General features: G+C 63.5%; 16 protein-coding genes. 2 read left to right on the forward strand and 14 right to left on the reverse strand.

The annotated features are described in order from the left end of the window. Positions 1 to 2: 2 nt before the first annotated feature. From BHMPCIPO_RS28355 to BHMPCIPO_RS28380, 6 genes are all read right to left on the reverse strand, one after another. Positions 3 to 809: an inositol monophosphatase family protein gene (locus tag BHMPCIPO_RS28355; protein WP_173520032.1), complete on the reverse strand. Its 807-nt coding sequence runs from the start codon at positions 807 to 809 to the stop codon at positions 3 to 5. After that, positions 806 to 1,777 (reverse strand): sugar phosphate isomerase/epimerase family protein, encoded by a 972-nt coding sequence (locus BHMPCIPO_RS28360; RefSeq protein WP_173520033.1) that lies wholly within the window; start codon positions 1,775 to 1,777, stop codon positions 806 to 808. Before BHMPCIPO_RS28360 ends, BHMPCIPO_RS28355 begins: the two co-directional genes overlap by 4 nt. An 86-nt stretch (positions 1,778 to 1,863) precedes the next feature. Then, a complete protein-coding gene (locus BHMPCIPO_RS28365) occupies positions 1,864 to 2,922 on the reverse strand; it encodes an ABC transporter ATP-binding protein (RefSeq protein WP_173520034.1) in 1,059 nt (352 codons plus the stop codon). A 2-nt stretch (positions 2,923 to 2,924) separates the two neighbouring features. Then, on the reverse strand, positions 2,925 to 3,713 hold the full coding sequence (locus BHMPCIPO_RS28370) for an ABC transporter permease (protein ID WP_173520035.1): 789 nt from the start codon (positions 3,711 to 3,713) through the stop codon (positions 2,925 to 2,927). After that, entirely contained in the window at positions 3,710 to 4,594 is an 885-nt protein-coding gene (locus BHMPCIPO_RS28375) for an ABC transporter permease (protein WP_173520036.1), read from the reverse strand. Before BHMPCIPO_RS28375 ends, BHMPCIPO_RS28370 begins: the two co-directional genes overlap by 4 nt. A gap of 74 nt (positions 4,595 to 4,668) precedes the next feature. Continuing rightward, on the reverse strand, positions 4,669 to 5,763 hold the full coding sequence (locus BHMPCIPO_RS28380; protein ID WP_210266723.1) for an ABC transporter substrate-binding protein: 1,095 nt from the start codon (positions 5,761 to 5,763) through the stop codon (positions 4,669 to 4,671). A gap of 249 nt (positions 5,764 to 6,012) precedes the next feature. On the opposite strand from BHMPCIPO_RS28380, the gene pdxR reads away from it, so the two are divergent. Then, on the forward strand, positions 6,013 to 7,515 hold the full coding sequence (pdxR, locus tag BHMPCIPO_RS28385) for a MocR-like pyridoxine biosynthesis transcription factor PdxR (protein WP_173520038.1): 1,503 nt from the start codon (positions 6,013 to 6,015) through the stop codon (positions 7,513 to 7,515). Between the two features lie 121 nt (positions 7,516 to 7,636). Here pdxR and betA read toward each other — a convergent pair whose 3' ends face one another. The 7 genes from betA to speB form a co-directional block, all read right to left on the reverse strand. Beyond that, entirely contained in the window at positions 7,637 to 9,322 is a 1,686-nt protein-coding gene (betA, locus tag BHMPCIPO_RS28390; RefSeq protein ID WP_173520039.1) for a choline dehydrogenase, read from the reverse strand. Positions 9,323 to 9,339: 17 nt separating this feature from the next. Next, positions 9,340 to 10,803 carry a purine-cytosine permease family protein gene (locus BHMPCIPO_RS28395; protein WP_173520040.1) on the reverse strand — a complete coding sequence of 488 codons (1,464 nt, stop codon included), beginning with the start codon at positions 10,801 to 10,803 and terminating at the stop codon, positions 9,340 to 9,342. A 1-nt stretch (position 10,804) separates the two neighbouring features. Beyond that, the gene (locus BHMPCIPO_RS28400; protein ID WP_173520041.1) at positions 10,805 to 10,975 is read right to left on the reverse strand and encodes a hypothetical protein; all 171 of its coding nucleotides are present in this window, start codon (positions 10,973 to 10,975) and stop codon (positions 10,805 to 10,807) included. A gap of 101 nt (positions 10,976 to 11,076) precedes the next feature. Continuing rightward, the gene (locus BHMPCIPO_RS28405) at positions 11,077 to 11,967 is read right to left on the reverse strand and encodes a polysaccharide deacetylase family protein (protein ID WP_173520042.1); all 891 of its coding nucleotides are present in this window, start codon (positions 11,965 to 11,967) and stop codon (positions 11,077 to 11,079) included. Next, positions 11,964 to 12,701: an SDR family NAD(P)-dependent oxidoreductase gene (locus BHMPCIPO_RS28410; RefSeq protein WP_173520043.1), complete on the reverse strand. Its 738-nt coding sequence runs from the start codon at positions 12,699 to 12,701 to the stop codon at positions 11,964 to 11,966. The genes BHMPCIPO_RS28405 and BHMPCIPO_RS28410 overlap by 4 nt, the downstream gene beginning before the upstream one ends. Beyond that, positions 12,698 to 13,480, reverse strand: coding sequence for an SDR family NAD(P)-dependent oxidoreductase (locus BHMPCIPO_RS28415; protein ID WP_173520044.1), 783 nt, complete (start codon positions 13,478 to 13,480; stop codon positions 12,698 to 12,700). The genes BHMPCIPO_RS28410 and BHMPCIPO_RS28415 overlap by 4 nt, the downstream gene beginning before the upstream one ends. 4 nt (positions 13,481 to 13,484) lie before the next feature. Then, positions 13,485 to 14,456, reverse strand: coding sequence for an agmatinase (gene speB / locus BHMPCIPO_RS28420; RefSeq protein ID WP_173520045.1), 972 nt, complete (start codon positions 14,454 to 14,456; stop codon positions 13,485 to 13,487). Positions 14,457 to 14,546: 90 nt separating this feature from the next. Between speB and BHMPCIPO_RS28425 the strand changes: the two genes are divergently transcribed. Beyond that, a complete protein-coding gene (locus BHMPCIPO_RS28425; RefSeq protein ID WP_173520046.1) occupies positions 14,547 to 15,479 on the forward strand; it encodes a LysR family transcriptional regulator in 933 nt (310 codons plus the stop codon). Between the two features lie 47 nt (positions 15,480 to 15,526). On the opposite strand, the gene BHMPCIPO_RS28430 is transcribed toward BHMPCIPO_RS28425, so the two are convergent. Further along, a complete protein-coding gene (locus BHMPCIPO_RS28430) occupies positions 15,527 to 17,977 on the reverse strand; it encodes a GcvT family protein (protein ID WP_173520047.1) in 2,451 nt (816 codons plus the stop codon). Positions 17,978 to 18,052: the final 75 nt, after the last annotated feature.

Here is an 18,052-nt window from a genome sequence, read left to right on the forward strand (position 1 = left end):
TCCTAGGCGGCGGGATCTGTCCTCTGGTTCAGTCGGTCGAGCGCTTCGGCGTGGAGCGTCTCGTTTGCTGCCATCAGGACCGTCTCGTACCGGCTCGCGTCGGTCAGCGTCCGGCCCTCCCAGTCCGTAACGATACCACCCGCCCCTTCGATGATGGGTATCTGCGGAAGGATGTCGTAGTCGAATACGTTGCTCTCGACCAGAAGGTCGATGCTGCCAAGCGCCAGCAGGCCGGCGGCGTAGCAATCATGAGACATTCGCGTGAAGCGCGCCCCCGCGGCCAGCCGCGAGAAGCGCTCTCTGGCATCGAGATCGAACTGCTCCAACGCCGATGTATAGACGATTGCCTCCCTGAGGCGGGCCGTATCGCTCGTTCGGACTGGCACACCGTTGAAGAGCGTCGGGCTCGTGCGTTGGCCGACCCAGCGCTCGTTCGTTATCGGCTGATCGATAATGCCGAGGACCGGCGCGTCCTGATGCAACAGGGCGATCTGGATGCCGAACGCAAGGGAGCCGGACGCAAAGGATTTCGTGCCGTCAATCGGATCGAGCACCCAAACCCATTCCGCCTCCGCATTTGAAGTGCCAAACTCCTCGCCACGAACACCGTGGCCGGGAAAGCACTTCTCGATCATCCGTCGCATCGTCATTTCGGCAAGGCGATCGGCGACGGTAACGGGGCTGCTGTCCGCCTTGGCGGCGATCTCGAGCCGCTGGCGAAAATAGGGACGGATAACGGTAGCGGCGGCATCGGCTATTTCGTGGGCGAATGCCAGAAACGCCGGCGGACAGACATTTTCGGCCGTCATTCTTGGACCTTCTCGGCTTGGGTTGTAATTCTCTGCAACAGGCTTCTGACCGTATCGACCTGCCGGCGGGCGGCGACGGCCTCCTGGCGCAACCGAGCCTGCTGATTGCCCGTTCCGATCGCGGTGAAGCTTGGCGAGCGGGCGGGAATGAACGGGTCTCGGGCCTCGGAGGCAAACCGGAGTGCCGGTGCGAAATAGCCCTCCTCCTCTTCCAGCCCGAAGGCCAGAACCTGAGGCTTGTCGCGGCCAAGCAGCAGGAGTTCCACCAACATCGCGAGCATCGGCAAGTCGCCGCCTCCAGACAGGCAGGCGAGATGGGCCCAACCGCCACGATCGGGTCTCACGAGGCAGTCCTTGACGTGCACCTCGGTGATGTATGGCGACTGGGCGATCAGGGCCGACATCGGCATTTCAAATGCATTGATCATGTTGCCGAAATCGAACAGAAGGCTGAGGCGCGGATTGGCGACCGCCTCGATAATCCGGATCAACTCCGCCGACTTGAGATCCTCATGCTGTTCAAGCGTGAAGCGAAGCCTGCCGTCAGGATCGAGTATCTCAAGCCGGCGGAGATCTGCGATCGTCCATTCGACGATCTCAGAGACGCGCCCCTCGTAGCGCGGATAGCAGCGAAGCGAAGTGGCGCCTGTGGCAAGCGCGATGCGCACCGCATCCGAGAGCCCGGGCAGTTCCGTCGTGCTGGTTTCGACATGCAGTTCCAGGCCGAGCCCGCCAACCGCTGCCCCGAAGGCACGCAGCTCTTCGTCCGGCATTCTGGCGAGACTGGCCTGCTCGCCGTCCTCGACGTGAATCTTGAGGCCCGAGAGGCCCTGAGCTTTGGCGAATTCAGCCAGATGCAAGGGCTTCATGCCGCCAAAGCGGAAGTTCAGATGAAAGGCATAGGCATGAGCAAAAAGCGGCGCGCATCGCGCCCGTGCAGCCAGCTGCGCGCGGCTCTCAGCGGACAAGCCTTCTATCCTCTGTCGCCAATTCGGACGAGGCGTCATTTCCCACGGCATATCGGTCACCATCCCCGGTTCCTTCCCGCGCTGCGTCAGGCGGCAAGAACGAGCAGGTCGCGATCAGAAATGCTGACCTCGACCGGGGTGCCGACCGAAGGCGGCGGTCTATCGGGTTGATTGAACGTGTCGAGCGAGACGAACTGACCGGCAACCGCGACCCGGATGCGGATGACCGACCCTAGGAAATGCACCTCCGCGATATGGCCGGGGAGAACGACGCTGCCTTCGCCTTTTCGCCCCAGCGCCACGGTTTCCGGCCGAAGCGCCAGGCTCACCCGGTCTCCAGCCCGGCCAGGCAGCTTACGGTTCAGCGCCACCGGCAGATCCCCCAACCCTACCCGCCCTGCGGCTGCGTCGAGGAGGCTGGCGTCCAGGAGATTGAGCGTACCGACGAACTGCGCCACGAAACGCGTCGCCGGACGATTGTAGATTTCAAACGGTGTGCCGACCTGATCGGCAATGCCCTGATGCATGACCACGACCCGGTCCGACATCGACAACGCCTCTTCCTGATCATGCGTCACGAAGATGGTGGTGATGCCGAGCTCGCGCTGGATGCGGCGGATCTCCTCCCGCAGGCTCGTGCGTATCTTCGCATCAAGCGCCGACAGCGGCTCATCCAGCAGCAGAACCTGCGGTCGGATTGCCAGTGCGCGCGCCAAGGCGACCCGCTGCTGCTGGCCGCCGGAAAGCTGGAACGGGTAGCGTTCGCCAAGATTCGGCAGGCCGACCATCTCCAACATTTCGCCGACACGTGTGCGAATGTCCGCCTTTCCTTCACCCTTTATTCGCAGCCCGAACCCGACGTTCTGCTCGACTGTCAGGTTGGGAAAGAGCGCATAGGCCTGGAAGACCATCCCGATGTTGCGACGGTTGGCAGCAAGCCCGCTGACATCGCGCCCGTCGATGCAAATCGCGCCTGATGTTGGCGTCTCGAAACCGGCGACCATACGCAGGACCGTGGTCTTGCCGCAGCCGGAGGGCCCGAGGAAGGAGATGAATTCGCCCTTCTCGATGTTGAGATTGAAATCCTTGACGACGCGATGCGCGCCAAAGGACTTTTCCAGTCGAAGGATATCGAGAAAGGCCATGGTCAGCGCCTCACGGTGGAGAATTTGGAAAAGCGGGTGAAAAGCTGGATCAGCCCCATACAGGCCCAGGTAATGGCAAAGGCCACCACCGCGAGCGCGGATGGTTCATAGGCTCGGTTGCCGCCCATCCAGACCATGTAGGGACCGAAGGAGCCGACGTTGAGCAGGGCGGCGAAGACATATTCGCCGATGACGATCGCGAAGGTCAGGAACGCCCCCGACAGTATTGAGACGAAGACGTTCGGCAGGATGACGACAGCGAGAATGCGCGCCCAGCCGGCCCCAAGGCTCTGTGCTGCCTCCGTCAGGCTGCCGATATCGATGGTGCGAAGGCCCGTATCCACCGAACGATACATGTAGGGGAGCGACAGCGTCGCATAACCGAACAGAAGCAGGAGATTGGTACCCCACCAGCTTCCCGTCAACGGCAGGACCGAGGACGTGTTGTAGATGCGGATATAGCCGAAGACGATGACGATCGGCGGAATGACCAGCGGCAGCAGCGTGAGGAACTCGACGATCGGCCGCAGGCCCGGAAAACGCAACCGCACGAAATAGGCGGTGGGGACCACGATCAGGATACCGAGCACGATCGTCAGCAGCGCCAGCACGACCGAATAGCCGAAGGTCTGCTGGAATTGCGGATCGGCCAGCACGACACGGTAGGCTTCGAAGCTGTAGCCATCGCGCTGCATGCGCATCGAGAAATCGACCATGCCGACGAGCGGCAGCAGGAAGTAAAGCCCGCCGAGGACGACGGCGAGCCAGGACCAGAGGCGTCTCTCCGTCATTTGACCCACCTTTCCGCGCGCATGCGCAAGAGGATGTAGATTGCATTGGCAATCGCGGTCAGCAGGATCATGGCGAAGGCAATGGCGTAGCCCAGATGCGGGTCATTGAGCACGTCGCCGCGAACCTGCGCGAACAGCACGATGGGGGCGATCGAGAGCGACGAGCCCGTAAGGGCGATGGCGGTGGCAACCGCTCCAAAGGCATTGGCGAAGAGCAGCGCCAGCGTGCCGAGCAGCGAAGGCCAGAGCACCGGCAATGCCACCATGCGCCAATATTGCAAGCCGCTGGCGCCAAGGCTTTCGGCCGCCTCGCGCCATTCGCGCCGCAACCCTTCCAGGGCGGGGGTGATGATCAGCACCATCAACGGGATCTGGAAATAGAGATAGGTAAGCGCCAGGCCCAGAAACGAGACGATGTTGAAGCCGGCCCCGTAGAGATTGATGCCAAACCAATGGCGCAGCAGCATCGTCACGAAGCCGAGGCGGCCGAGCGTTGCGATGAAGGCGAAGGCGAGCGGCACGCCGGCAAAGTTCGAGGCGACGCCCGAAAAGGTGAGAATGGCACCGCGCAGCGGGCGCGGGAGACCACCGAGGGTGATGGCGGCAGCGATCAGGAAGCCGAAAAGACATCCGAGCGCCGCCGTCAGCAGGCTGAGTTCGATCGAGATCCAGAAGGCCGACCGTATGGAGGGTGACAGAAGTTTGCCAAGGTTCTCCAGCGTCACCTGTCCCTCAGCGTTGCGGAACGCGCCGAGCACGATGTTGAGTGTCGGCAGGATGAGGAAGAGCGTGGCGAAGAGGAAGAAGGGAGCAACCCCGAGCCAGCTGAAAACCTGCCGCGGCCGGAACGCCGTCGGCAGGGATGCGACGCTTGTCGTCATCGGATTTGTCCCTGGAATAAATTGCGCCAAAGCGGGCGAGAGGCTTCGTGCGAGCCTCTCGCCGGCCGAAAGACTTATTTCACGTTGGCGCCGACCACCTTGTCCCAACCCTCGACCACAGCGGTCTTGTTGGCGGCAAGTTCGTCGACCGTCGGGAAGATCGCCTTTTCATAGGCTTCGGCCCGCGGCAGCTTGTCGAGCAGATCCTGCGGGAACTTGCCGGCCTTCAGCATGGCGTTGAAGCGCGCCGGGTGGCAGTAGCCCTTCAGCCAGCCGGTCTGGCCCTCGTCGGAATAGAGGTATTCCATCCAGAGCTTGGCGGCGTTCGGATGCGGCGCATAGGCCGAGATCGCCTGTACATAGACGCCGGCGACGACACCGCTTGCCGGCACGACCACGTCCATCGGCGGATTGCCTTTCAGCGCGTCTCGCCAGGCCAAGAGATTGTAGTCCCAGGCAGCGACGATCGGCGTCTGCCCCTGTGCGATCGTGCCGGCCTTGCCGAGCACCGGCACGAAGTTGCCGGACTTGTTCAGTTCCGCAAAGAGCTCCAGGCCCTTGCCGCCGGATTCCGTTCCAGGCTTGGCACCGCGCGAAATACCGGCCGACATCAATGCGAGGATCGCCTGCGCCGAGGACCGCGGGTCGCCGGTCAGCGCCACCGCCCCGGAATATTCCGACTTCGACAGATCCGACCAGTCGGCCGGTGCGGTCTCAAGCAGGTCCTTGTTCACGCCGAAGGCCATGACGCCGTAATAATCGCCGTACCAATAGCCCTTATCGTCCTTGATATTGTCGGGGATTTCGTCCCAGGTCGCCACCTTGTATGGCTGAAGCAGGCCCTCTTGCGCGGCAGCCGGCGCGAAGGCCAGGCCGAGATCGACGACATCGGGGGCCTGCGACCCCGTATTGCCCTTGTTCGCCCGGATTGCTTCCAGCTCATCGGCCGTACCGGCGTCAGGGTTCAGTTCGTTGACCTCGATGCCCGGATACTTGGCCTTGAACCCCTCTATGACCTCGCCATAGTTGCACCAGTCGTGCGGCAGAGCGATGACCGTCAGCATGCCTTCCTTCGTGGCGGCCGTGACCAGCTCTTTGGCGGCTTCAGCGCGCGCGAGACCCGGCAGCGCCGCTGCCAAGGCAAGCGTGGAGACGAAGGCGCGGCTCATTGCGCGCGATACAAGCTTCTTCATGAATTCCTCCTGTTGACCGTCAGCGACGGATCGTGGGCGATGGCTGTTTTTTTCCTTGCATCCGGTCGTCGGCACCGCCGCCTGGCCCGGTTCCCCCGCACCTTGTCTGCGTCCTGCGGGGGCTGCATCGGTGCGTTTTTGTGTAGGGACAGGATGTAACAATTGGACGACGAAGGAACGTCCATTATGATGCATTTGACTGTACCAATTTTGAAAGACGCATCGATGGTCAAACAACTTGAAGGCCCTATCCTGCCTTTCCTTCGCCTCGACGCCACGATCGCGCTGCCGAAATTCCGCCAGGTGCAGGACCAATTGCGCGCGGCGATCCTCAAGGGGCACTTGCGCGCCGGAACAAGGCTGCCCGCAAGCCGCATCCTTGCCGAGGAGTTGGGCCTGTCGCGCCAGACCTTGGTGCGGGTGCTCGAGAACCTGAAGGCGGAGGGCTACCTGGAGGCACGACAGGGAGCCGGCACTTTCGTGTCGGCCGCCCTGCCCCGCCCATCCGCCAACCGCCGCTTCACCCCAATTCGGCGAGATGCCGCGGAGAGCGCACCGCCGCGCCTGTCGCGTATCGGCGACCTCTCACGCCTGATGTCGGCCGATATCGGCCAGATGGAAGACAGGCCTTTCCTCCCGAATCGTCCGGCGCTCGACCGGTTTCCTTTCGCCGTCTGGCGCAAATGCTGGAATTCGGTGACGCGCGGCGGCAAGGCCGTGGCCTTGGGCTACGGCGACGTTGCGGGCGAACTGGTTCTGCGGCAGAGGATTGCGGAATATCTGGCCCTGCATCGGCGCGCCCCCTGCGATCCCGAGCAGATCGTCATCACGCCCGGCGGGCATGCAGCCTTCACGCTCGCAGCCCTGGCGCTTGCCGATCCTGGCGATGGCATCTGGTTCGAGGATCCGGGGCCCGTGACGACCAGCAACCTTTTCCGCACGCTCGGGCTGCGGCTGTGTCCGGCCGATGTCGATGCAGACGGCATGGCTGTCGAAAGCGTCATGGCGCGCTATCCCGATGCGCGGCTCGCCTTCGTGATGCCGTCGCGCCAGCACCCGCTCGGCATTACCCTGTCGCTGCCCCGCCGGCTTGCCCTGCTCGAATGGGCACGGGCAAACGATGCCTGGATCATCGAGGACGATTACGACAGTGAATTCCGTTATGACGGTGCGCCGCTGCCCTCCATGCGCTCGATCGACGGCTCCGACCGGGTGATCTACGCGGGCAGTTTCAGCAAGGCGCTCTACCCGGGAATCCGCGTCGGCTATCTCGTCTTGCCGCCGCAGCTCGTCGGGGCCTTTCGCACGCTTTCGGGGTTGATCCATCGCAGCGTGCCAGTGGAAACCCAGCTCGCCCTTGCCGAGTTCATCGGCGGCGGTCATTTTGCCAGCCATCTGCGCCGCATGCGCGGCCTTTACGCCGAGCGCCGCGAGGCCTTCATCCAGGCCGGACGAGAGACCCTCGCCGGACTCGCCCGCATCGACTGCTCCGAAAGCGGGCTCAACGCGCTCGCCTGGCTGGAGGGGGGCCGGGAGGACCAGGCCCCGCACCGCGCGGCGCTCGATGCGGGGCTGCAATGTTATCCGCTGTCCGACTATACGATCGCGTCACCCCAGCCCGGGGCGCTCATTCTCGGTTATGCCGGCGTTCCGGCGGATCGGATGAGACCTCTTCTTCTTCGGCTGGCCGAGGCGATCGCCCGAAAGGAAGGCCACATCGGGAGATGAGGCGGTTGAGGAGCCTCTCGACCGCCAAAGCCCATTCGTTCGGCTCTTGCCTATCGCCGCGAGCTCGCCGGGCCACCACATAACCGATACCCCGCAACATGCCGCACCGCCTTCTCTAACGTCATTGTCGGACGGCGCGGAGCGGCTTGCCGCTGCGCTGCGTTACGCCGACACCCGGTGCAACACCGACTTCGGCATTGGAGGCCGCGAGCAGCGGTTTGCCGCGCACCATGTCGGAGGCCCGCTCGGCCAGCATGATCGTCGGCGCGTTTAGATTGGCGTTCGGCTCGGACGGAAAGACGGAACTGTCGATGACCCGCAAACCTTCGATGCCGCGCACCTTGAGCTCGCTATCGACGACCGCCATTCCATCCTCGCCCATCCGGCAGGAGCCGCAGGGGTGATAGGTGCTCTCCATGGTCTCACGCACCCAGGCGTCGATCTCGTCATTCGTGCGAACATTCGCCCCTGGGGCGATCTCCTCGCCCCGGAAACGGTCGAAGGCCGGCTGGGCGATGATCTCGCGCGTCAGCCGCAGGCAGCGGCGGAACCCTTCGCGGTCCTCTTCGCGGTCGAGGTAGTTGAAGAGGATGTCCGGCTGCTCATGGGCCTCGGGAGAGCGTAGCCGCACATAGCCCCGACTCTTCGGCTTGTTCGGTCCGGTCAGCACCATGAAGCCATGGCCATCGAGCGGCTTCTTGCCGTCGTAGCGCATCGCCGCCGGCAGGAAGTGGAACTGAACATCAGGCCACTGAAGCGATGCGTCGGAACGAATGAAGCCGCCGCTTTCGAAGTGGTTCGAGACCGAGAGCCCCTTCTTGAGCAACAGCCATTCGGCGCCGATCAGGGCCTTGCTCAAAAGTCCCATCTTGCCATTGAGCGTGATCGGCTCCTTGCAGGCATATTGGATATAGACCTCGGAATGATCCTGCAGGTTTTCCCCGACACCCGGCAGATCGTGCAGCACCGCGACGCCCGCCTGTTGCAGAACCGACGCCGGGCCAATGCCGGAGCGCTGCAACAGGTGGGGCGATCCGATCGGCCCGGAGGAGATGAGCACTTCGCGGTTCGCCCGTGCAACAACACGTTCGCCAGCAAGTTCGTACTCGACGCCGACGGTGCGCTTGCCTTCGAGCAATACCCTTCGTGTCATGGCATGCGTGACCACGGTGAGGTTCGGCCGGTCCATCGCCGGCTTCAGATAGGCATTGGCCGTCGACCAGCGCACGCCGTTCTTCACGGTCATGTGCATCGGCCCGAAGCCTTCCTGCATGTATCCGTTCGGATCGTCGGTGGCGATGTAGCCCGCCTCGCGGCCGGCATCGACGAAGGCGCGGTAGAGCGGGTTTTTCATCTTGTTGCCGGCATTGGTCGCAAGCGGCCCGGCGGCACCGCGATAGCTGTCGCCGCCGTCCTGCCAGCTTTCGGCCCGCTGAAAATAGGGCAGGCAATTGGCGTAGCGCCAGCCCCGCGCCCCCAGTTCCTCCCACTCGTCGAAGTCCCGAGCATGGCCACGCATGTAGACGAGACCGTTAATCGACGACGAGCCGCCGATGACCTTGCCGCGCGGGCAATGCACCCGGCGGCCGTCGAGACCGGGTTCCGGCAGGGTCATGTATTTCCAGTTGTACTTCGTTCCGTTCATCGGAATGGATAGCGCCGTCGGCATCTGGATGAAGATCGACTTGTCGCTGCCGCCGAATTCAAGCACGAGTACCCTGGTGGACGGATCCTCCGACAGGCGGTTGGCAAGTACGCACCCGGCCGACCCTGCGCCGATGATGATGTAATCGTATGTGTCGCTCATGGCGATCTTCTCCGGTGTTATGGGTATTGGCCCCAGCCACGGCCGCGGGCGAAGAGCCGGGTCAGCACGTAGTGCGCGGCACCTGCGGCAAGGCAGGACGGCACGGAAGCGGTCAGGTATTTGAAGGCCGGCAGGCTCGCGAGCGTCTGCGGGTTGAAGACGGCGACATAGACGATGAAGCCGACCGCAAGAGCGAAGAGCCCGATGGGATTGAAGCCCGCCCAGAAGCGGTAAGGTCCGTTTTCCTGCGGCCCGTGCAGGCTGCGCATGTCGAGCTTCTGGCCACGCAGGAAGAAATAATCGGCGATGCCGATGCCGGCGAGTGCGGAATTCAGCGCCGAGGTCCATACCAGGAAGATGAAGAAGCCGTCGTACATCTGCGGGTAGAAGATCACGAGTCCGAACGGGATGAGGCAGAAGAGGAACAGGATCGTGCCCCAGGAAATCGCGCGCACCGACACCGTGCCGACCTGCCTGAGGCCGACAATGGACGTGTAGAGGATGTTCGCCATCGAGGTCATGTTGGCGAAAGCGACAAAGAGCAGCGCCACGATGCCGATCATCGGGCCGGCGATCTTCGTCATCCAGATGGTCGGATCGCTTTCACCGAGCGCAACCGCCGCAAGCAGACCGACGATTTCGCCAAGTGCAGCCGCACCGAAGATGCCGAGAATGTTTGGCCAGAAGGCGGTGCGCTCGTTCTTCGTCAGCCGCGCCAGGTTGCCGATATAGGGCCACCAGGAGAAGCCGGCGGCGAGATTGACCTCGACTGCGACGACGAAGTTCAGCGTCTTGTCCTCGAAGGGCGGAGCGAGCGCGGGAAGTGCCAGAAGCTCGCCGATCGAATGGTGGCTGAGGATGAGGTAGAGCATAGCCACCATCAGCAGCACCAGCGCCGGCGACACGACCATGTTGAAGAACTTGATCGAGGTCGGCCCCTTGGCGACGATGAACCAGGTGAGAAGGATGGCGCCGATGGCGGCGACGATCATCTTGGCGCCGGTCGGATTGGCGGCTTCTCCGGAGCTCAGCGCCATAAGGCCGTCGATCGAGCGGCCGAACATCATCGCGAGGACCGCGAGCCAACCCATGGTCAGCACGACCACGGCAAGCACATAGACGACGCGGCTGCCGTTGTAGCCGAATTGGCTGCGCAGCGCGACGAATTGCTCGACACCATAGCGGCCCGACATGGGCGTCGTGGCGAGCGCCGTCAGAATGACGCCGACGATGTTGCCGATGACGATGGCGGCGATGCCTTCCTTCGGCCCGACGAAAAGACCGACGGAGCCGCCGATCAGGAAGGCCCAGGTGGCAATCGCCAACGCGGAGTTGGCATAGGTGAATTCCCAAAAGCCCCAGAGCCTTTCGGATGGCAGCAGCGGCGCATCGCCGCGCTCGGCGGCGGCGCGGTTGCGCGCCGCCTCTGCCTGTTCGGTTTCGACGGATGCCAGCCGGCCCAGTGCGACGTGATCGGTCATCTCACGCCCCCCAGAACCAGAAGCCGACGACCAGCACCAGCGTCAGCACGGTCATGCCGGTGTAGTCGAGCTTGGTCATCGTGCCCTCGAAGCGGTCTCCAGCCTCGATGTCCTCATAGATGCGGGCGCGCCGAGACAGTTCGCTCTGCCAGGCGATATCGTTGTGTTCCATTGTCGTTCCCCTTTTCGCGTCGCGCCTTTGGCGTCTTTCCCGCGAAGACAGTCGCGGCTCCATCAGCCGCCGATCTTCGGAAGCGGCGAACCCGCTTCCGGCTACCGAACCCGCACGGGCTCGGAATAGAAGGGCAGCCGGTCGATCCTCGGCGACCAGCTGCCATTTTCGACAACGCGCCGCACATGGGCGGCAATCTCCTCCATCGGCGCGAACCAGACGTCGCCGCGTGTGAGAACCCGTTCGAGAAAGCGGTGCACCACCTCCCAGCGGGCCAGACGGCCGGTGGCAAACGGATGGACGACCGGCACCCAGAGTGCGCCATGGCGATAGGCGGCCTCGAACTCCTGCGCAAAGGCGGCAAAGCCCTGTTCCGGCGCCCGGATCGGCATCATGTAGTCGAGGTCCATCGACTGGACGTATTGCGGCCAATCGTCGAGACCCCAGTGCGAGGGAAGTTCGACGAGGCGCCCGGCATCGCACTCGAGGAGGTAGGGAATATCGTCGCCCATCAGCGAGGCGTCGTACTCAAAGCCACGCGACACCAGGAGATCGGCAGAGCGATGGGAGAAATTGTAGAGCGGTGCCCGCCAGCCACGCGGCCGCTTGCCGCTCGCTTTCAAGATCACTTCGATGCCACGATCCAGACAGTAAGCCTCTTCGTCATCGGAAAGCTCGCGCGGGTGTTCGTGCAGGAAGCCGTGGTGAGCAAGCTCGTGACCGCCTTCGAGGATGTCCTCGATCGCTTGCGGATATTGCTCGATGCACCAGGCAGGAACGAAGAACGTCTGTTTGATGCCAAGTTGCCGGTAGCTCTCGACGATGCGCGGGATCGCCACCTTCGGCCCGTATTGCAGCATCGAAATCGCCGAGACGCGGCTGTGGCCATCCTCGGGATGGGCGATATGGATGAGGCTGTCGGCATCCATGTCGAAGGTGATAGAGGCGGCGCACTTCGCGCCATTCGGCCAGGGGATGGGGTTGCGGATCATGGCATGATGCTCCCGCCGTTGCTGCCGATCCCCTGACCGGTGAAGTAGCGTCCTGCGGACCCGGCAAGGAACAGCGCGAGTTCACCGATTTCCTCCGGCTTGCCGAAGCGGGCAAGCGGGATCGCCAACTCCCGAGCACGCCATTCCGCGCTCATATGGGCGGCACCCAGCATCTCCGTATCGATCGGACCTGGGCAGATGGCGTTGACGAGGACGCGTGGCGCGAACTCCTTCGCCCAGGAGCGCACCAGGCCGAGCACGCCGTGCTTCGAGGCGACATAGGGCGAGAATGTCTCACGGCCGTAATAGGCCATGTCGGAGGCGACCATGATCAGCCGGGCCGGCGCCTCGGCCGTTCCGTTCATCAGCCCCAGCGCCATTTTGCCGACGAGGAAGCTGCCGCGCAGATTGATGGCAATCACCCGATCGAAATCGGCAACCGGCGTTTCGAGCAGCGGCGCCTCGTGGATGACGCCGGCGCAGTGAACGACGACATCCAGTCCACCGAAGGTCTGCCGCAGCGCCTCGCCGACGGCGGCGACGGCGCCTTCGTCAGAAACATCGCAGGCGAGTGTGAGCGCCTCGGCCGCCCCGGCCCGTGCGGCCGCCGCCGCGGTCTCCTCAGGTTTGCGGATGTCGGCAAGCGCGACGCGTGCGCCGGACGCAGCGAAAGCCAGCGCACATGCGGCGCCGATGCCACGATAGGCGCCGGTGATGAGAACACGCGTGCTCATGCCATCACCTCGCCGCGGTCGAGCATCAGTGCCTGGCCCGTCATATCCTTGGCGCCGTCAGAGGCGAGGAAGAGATAGGGAGCAGCCAGGTCCTCCGGCTCGAGCAGCCCCGGCAGAACCTGCGCGCCGACGATCTCGGCCAGGAGATCTTCTTCGCTGCGCCCGGTGCGCAACGACATGTTCCTGAGCGACAACATCGCTGCCTCGGTGCGCACCCAGCCCGGACAGACGGCGTTGACGCGGATCCCCTTGCCGGCGAGTTCCTTCGCCATCACGCGGGTAAAGCCGAGGTTGGCATGCTTGGAGGCGATATAGGCCGAGAATTCCGGCACCGCGACCCGGCTCCAGATCGACGCGGTGACGACAATGCGGCCGCCGGCCGCCATATGCGGCACCGCGTGGCGGGTGACGTAGAAGGTGCCGTTGGTGTTGATATCGGTGATGCGGCGGAACGTGTCCTCGACGGCATCACCTTCTTCGGTGAGTGGCGTGATGCGCTCCAGCCCGGCATTGTTGACGAGAACGTCGATCCGCCCAAGCGGCGCAAGTATTGCCTTCACCGCGGCGCTGTCGGTGATGTCGCATTCGAGCGCCGCGATCCTGCGGCCGAAACGAGCCGACATTTCGCGGGCTGCCGCATGGATGCCGGCGCCGGAGGAGAGGATCGTCACCTCGGCTCCGGCAGCGGCAAACCCCTCGGCCACGGCGCGGCCGATGCCGCGGCTTGCGCCGGTCACCAGCACGTGTTCGCCGGAAAAATCGTAACGGATGCGCCCCATGGTCTCAGCCCCTCGTCGCGTGCATGACGCGGCCGATCAGGTTCATCAGCACCTGCGCGGCGAGGATCGACGTGGAACCGGAATGATCGTAGTCCGGCGCAACCTCGACCAGGTCGATACCGACAATCGTGCCGCGCTTGGCAAGTGCCGCAAGGATCTCAAGCACTTCGTAGTAGATGAAGCCGCCATGGGACGGCGTGCCGGTGCCGGGCGCGATCGAAGGATCAAAGCCATCGATGTCGATGGTGACATAATAGCGGGCGCCCGACGGTACGCGCGCGACGACAGCTTCCGTTCCCAATGCACGGATCTGGCGCACCGAGAGGATGTCCGAGCCCATGGCGCGGGCATCCTCATATCCCTCCTTCGCAGTCGAGGAGACGTTGCGGATGCCGAGTTGCGAAAGGCCGCTGACATAGGATTTCTCCGCCGCCCGGCGCATGGGGTTGCCGTGGCCGTAGCGAACCCCATGGCGCTCGTCGACGAAATCGAGATGCGCGTCGATCTGGACGATATGGATCGGACCGTTCCGGGCGCAGTCCTCAGCGAACGCATTGATGCAAGGGATGTTGACGGAATGGTCGCCGCCCAGCACCACCGGCAACGCACCCGCGGCCAGGATCTTGCGCACGCCGAATTCGATATTGGCGTGGCTCTTCATCGTGTCGGTATGCACGATGTCGGCGTCGCCGATATCGACGATCGAAACCTTGTCATTCGGCAGGTAAGTGACGTCGTCTTCGTGGTCATAGGCGCCGCCGTGGCCAAAGGAAAACAAGGTCGAGGCCTCGCGGATGGCGCGCGGTCCGAAACGGGTGCCGGCACGCCATTGCGTGCCGCAGTCGAAGGGCGCACCCAGGATCGCGATGTCGGCGTTTATCGCGTCCCAATCCGGCTGATAGGGATATTTGCCGAAGGTGCAGATGCCGACGAAGGGCAGGTTCAGTCGACCGGAATCGTAGGAATTGCTCGCCATATGTCTCCTCCACAGGTGAAGGAGTGTGCGGAAGGCCGATACCTTTAAAAATATCTATGATTGGATGTTTAGTTGTGACTTAATCAATGCATGATCAACAAGGTTCGACACCGCGTTCTCAATCTGTCGCTCGGCGACACGGAGCTCAGGCTGCTGCGCGTCTTTGCCTCCGTCGTCCAGTATGGCGGCTTCTCCTCCGCGCAAACCGCGCTTGGAATGACGCAGGCAACGATCTCCACCCATATGCGCCATCTCGAGGATCGCCTGGGCTTGCGGCTCTGCAGCCGCGGGCGCAGCGGCTTTCTGCTGACGGACGAGGGGCGCCTCGTCTATGAGGCGACGCTGGAACTCTTCGGATCGCTGGAGAAGTTTCAAAGCCGCGTCGGCGAGGCGCAAGGCGAGCTGACCGGCAGCCTGACCTTCGGCACCGTGGATGCCATGATCACCAACAGGGATCTCGATCTTCAGGGCGCCCTTGCCGCCTTCCATCGGCAGGCGCCGCGCGTGCATCTCGAAATCGACGTCGCCGCGCCGCAACTCCTGCAGCAGGGGCTGCTGAGTGGCGGCTATCAGATCGTGCTGATGCCATCGGTCGGTAGCGTCACGCCGCATTTCCGTACCCAACCGGTCTTTTCCGAGGTTCAGAAACTCTATTGCGCGCAAGGTCACCCGCTCTTCGGCGTCGCGGATGCGGCAATCACGACGGAGCTTCTGGAGGCACAGTCCTTCGCTGGCCGCACCTATATGCTGAACGAGACGATTTGCGGCGTGAACTTCCGCTGGGCGGCAGCCACGCCGCATATGGAGGGAACGCTGCTGCTTCTCCTCTCCGGCGCCTATATCGGCTTCCTGCCCGATCATTATGCCGAGGAATGGGTGCGCAGCGGCCGCCTTCGGCTGCTGGCGCCGGAGCGTATGGCCTTCGAGGACATGTTCCACATTGCTCACCCACGCAACAAACCGTCGCGCGCCGCCGAGACGCTGGCGCGCGCCATTGTCGAAAGTGTGCGCACCCATCGTTGACGGCGGCGGCCGCAGCCCACGCGAAGCGCCTGCGGCCGACACGATCACTAGCCTTTCACCCGGACCGCTTTCGGATCATAGGCCGCAGTAAGGTGCGCAGTGACCGGGAACCGGTCGCCGGCGAGTTCGACCTCGAAGCGGCCGGACTCCACGAAGGCCCGGTCCACACCAGCCGCATGTTCGATCAGTGCCAGCGCCACCGAGCGACCAAGGGTATGACCGTAGGCGGCCGAGCGCACCTCGCCAACGGGCTTTCCATCCCGAAGGATCAACTCGCCACCCCAGAGCATGGGCAAGGGATCATCCACGGTAAATTGAAGGATGCGGCGGGAGGGTGAGCCCTTCGCCTTTGCGGCAAGATAGGCCTCCCGGCCGATGAAGCCCCCAGCCTTGTCGACAGCCACCGCAAAGGAGAGCCCCGCTTCGCAAGGATTGACGTCCGGCGTGAGTTCGCGGCTCCAGGCACGGTAGCCCTTCTCCAGCCGGAGCGCCTCCAAGGCATAGTAGCCGCAATCAGTGAGCCCGAAATCACGGCCCGCCGCGTGCAATGCCTCGTAGACGCCGACCGCGAATTCCGTCGGCACGATCAGTTCCCATCCGAGTTCGCCGACATAGGTCATGCGATTGGCATAGGCGGTGGCGTAGCCGATATCGATTTCGCGGATCGTGGCGAAGGGAAAGCCCTCGTTCGAGAGATCCGCGGAGGTCAGGCGCGAGAGGACATCGCGCGACTTCGGCCCCATCAGGGCGAGAACCGCATAGGCGGAGGTGACATCGGTGAGCGTCACATGGGCCTCAGCGGCAACGTTCTTGCGGATCCAGTCCGCGTCATGCACCGCCTGCGCCGATCCGGTAATCAGCAGGAAGCGATCAGCGGCGAGGCGCATCACCGTAAGGTCGCTCTCATATCCGCCGCGCTCGTTCAGGAGGCCGGTGTAGACGGAGCGGCCGATCTCCACGTCGATCTCGGCCGCACAGATGCGATTGAGCGACGCCACGGCATCTCGCCCCTGGACCAGCAGCTTGGCGAAGGAGGTCTGGTCGAAAATGCCGGCTGCCTCGCGCGTCGCTTTCATCTCGCGCTTTACCGCCTCGTGCCAATTCTGCCGGCCAAAGGCGTATTCCGTCGCGGGTCTTTCGCCCCCGGCGGCAAACCAGTTGGCTCGCTCCCACCCCATCTTCGAGCCGAAGCAGGCCCTCTTGGCGGCGAGCCGATCATAGAGCGGCGACCGGCGGAACGGACGCGCCGTATCCAGCTCCCGGTTTGGCCAGGGCATCGCATAATGCAAGCCGAGTGTCTCCTTGACGCGATCGTGCAGCCAGCGCGGGTTGTTGTTGAAGCTCGCGAAGCGGCGGATATCAACGGGCCAGAGATCCATGGTCGGGGCGCGGTTGACGATCCACTCCGCCAACGCGCGCCCTGCCCCGCCGGCGCTGGCGATGCCCATCGAATTGAAGCCGGCGCCGACAAAGAAGTTCCTCAGTTCGGGCGCCTCGCCCAGAATGAAATTGTTGTCCGGGGTGAAGCTCTCCGGGCCATTGTAGAACTTCTTCACCTCCGAGGTCGCCAGCTGCGGCACGCGCTGCAGTGCGTTGTGCATGAGGATCTCAAACTGGTCCCAATCATCCGGCAGCAGAGCGAACTCGAAATCGTCGGGAATGCCCGCCATGCCCCAGGGTTTGGCCTCCGGCTCGAACCCGCCCATGACCAGACCGCCGACCTCCTCCTTGAAGTAGATGTAACCATCGGGATCGCGCATGACCGGCAGATCGGGATGCACGCCGTCAATCCGGCCTGTGACGATGTACATGTGTTCGGCCGAGTGCAGCGGCACGGTAACGCCGCACATCTGGCCGACCTTGCGCGCCCATTGGCCCGCGCAGTTGACGACGATCTCGGCGGTGATGGCCCCACGGTCGGTTTCCACGGCCGTGACGGCGCCGTTGCGGACGGAAATGCCGGTGACCCGAACGCGTTCGAAAATGCGCGCACCGCGACTGCGTGCGCCTTTGGCGAGCGATTGCGTGAGATCGGTCGGATTGGCCTTGCCGTCGCCCGGCAGCCAGACGGCGCCGACGAGGTCGTCGATCGCCATGACCGGCCACAGATCCTGCGCCTCCCTCGGCGAGATCACCTCGATCTCAACGCCCTGCGCGCGTGCTGAAGCAGCGGTGCGTTTCAGCACCGTCATGCGTTCCGCCGAGCGCGCGACGGAGAGGGAGCCGCAATTCCTCCAGCCCGTAGCAAGCCCCGTCTCCGCTTCCAGCTCGCTATAGAGCTTGGTCGAATATTTGATGAGACCCGTCATATTGGCCTGGCTGCGCAATTGCCCGACCAGGCCCGCCGCGTGCCAGGTGGTGCCGCCGCTCAGTTGCCCCTGCTCCAGAAGGATGACATCCCGCCAGCCGAGCTTGGTCAGATGATAGGCGACCGAGCAACCGATAATACCGCCACCGACGATGACGACCTGGGCTTGTGTTGGAAATTCCTGCGCCATGAAACGACCCTCCCGAAACCATGGAAGGCCATACGGTAACAAAACGCCGCCAAAGAACAAGACAAAATGTTACAA

The organism is Ensifer sesbaniae (genome assembly GCF_013283665.1).
Lineage (GTDB): Bacteria > Pseudomonadota > Alphaproteobacteria > Rhizobiales > Rhizobiaceae > Ensifer > Ensifer sesbaniae.

Coding starts and splice junctions, on each gene's coding strand:
- BHMPCIPO_RS28355 (WP_173520032.1), bottom strand. CDS start 809: ATGACGGCCGAAAATGTCTGTCCGCCGGCGTTTCTGGCATTCGCCCAC.
- BHMPCIPO_RS28365 (WP_173520034.1), bottom strand. CDS start 2,922: ATGGCCTTTCTCGATATCCTTCGACTGGAAAAGTCCTTTGGCGCGCAT.
- BHMPCIPO_RS28370 (WP_173520035.1), bottom strand. CDS start 3,713: ATGACGGAGAGACGCCTCTGGTCCTGGCTCGCCGTCGTCCTCGGCGGG.
- BHMPCIPO_RS28375 (WP_173520036.1), bottom strand. CDS start 4,594: ATGACGACAAGCGTCGCATCCCTGCCGACGGCGTTCCGGCCGCGGCAG.
- BHMPCIPO_RS28380 (WP_210266723.1), bottom strand. CDS start 5,763: ATGAGCCGCGCCTTCGTCTCCACGCTTGCCTTGGCAGCGGCGCTGCCG.
- pdxR (WP_173520038.1), top strand. CDS start 6,013: ATGGTCAAACAACTTGAAGGCCCTATCCTGCCTTTCCTTCGCCTCGAC.
- betA (WP_173520039.1), bottom strand. CDS start 9,322: ATGAGCGACACATACGATTACATCATCATCGGCGCAGGGTCGGCCGGG.
- BHMPCIPO_RS28395 (WP_173520040.1), bottom strand. CDS start 10,803: ATGACCGATCACGTCGCACTGGGCCGGCTGGCATCCGTCGAAACCGAA.
- BHMPCIPO_RS28400 (WP_173520041.1), bottom strand. CDS start 10,975: ATGGAACACAACGATATCGCCTGGCAGAGCGAACTGTCTCGGCGCGCC.
- BHMPCIPO_RS28405 (WP_173520042.1), bottom strand. CDS start 11,967: ATGATCCGCAACCCCATCCCCTGGCCGAATGGCGCGAAGTGCGCCGCC.
- BHMPCIPO_RS28410 (WP_173520043.1), bottom strand. CDS start 12,701: ATGAGCACGCGTGTTCTCATCACCGGCGCCTATCGTGGCATCGGCGCC.
- BHMPCIPO_RS28415 (WP_173520044.1), bottom strand. CDS start 13,480: ATGGGGCGCATCCGTTACGATTTTTCCGGCGAACACGTGCTGGTGACC.
- speB (WP_173520045.1), bottom strand. CDS start 14,456: ATGGCGAGCAATTCCTACGATTCCGGTCGACTGAACCTGCCCTTCGTC.
- BHMPCIPO_RS28425 (WP_173520046.1), top strand. CDS start 14,547: ATGATCAACAAGGTTCGACACCGCGTTCTCAATCTGTCGCTCGGCGAC.
- BHMPCIPO_RS28430 (WP_173520047.1), bottom strand. CDS start 17,977: ATGGCGCAGGAATTTCCAACACAAGCCCAGGTCGTCATCGTCGGTGGC.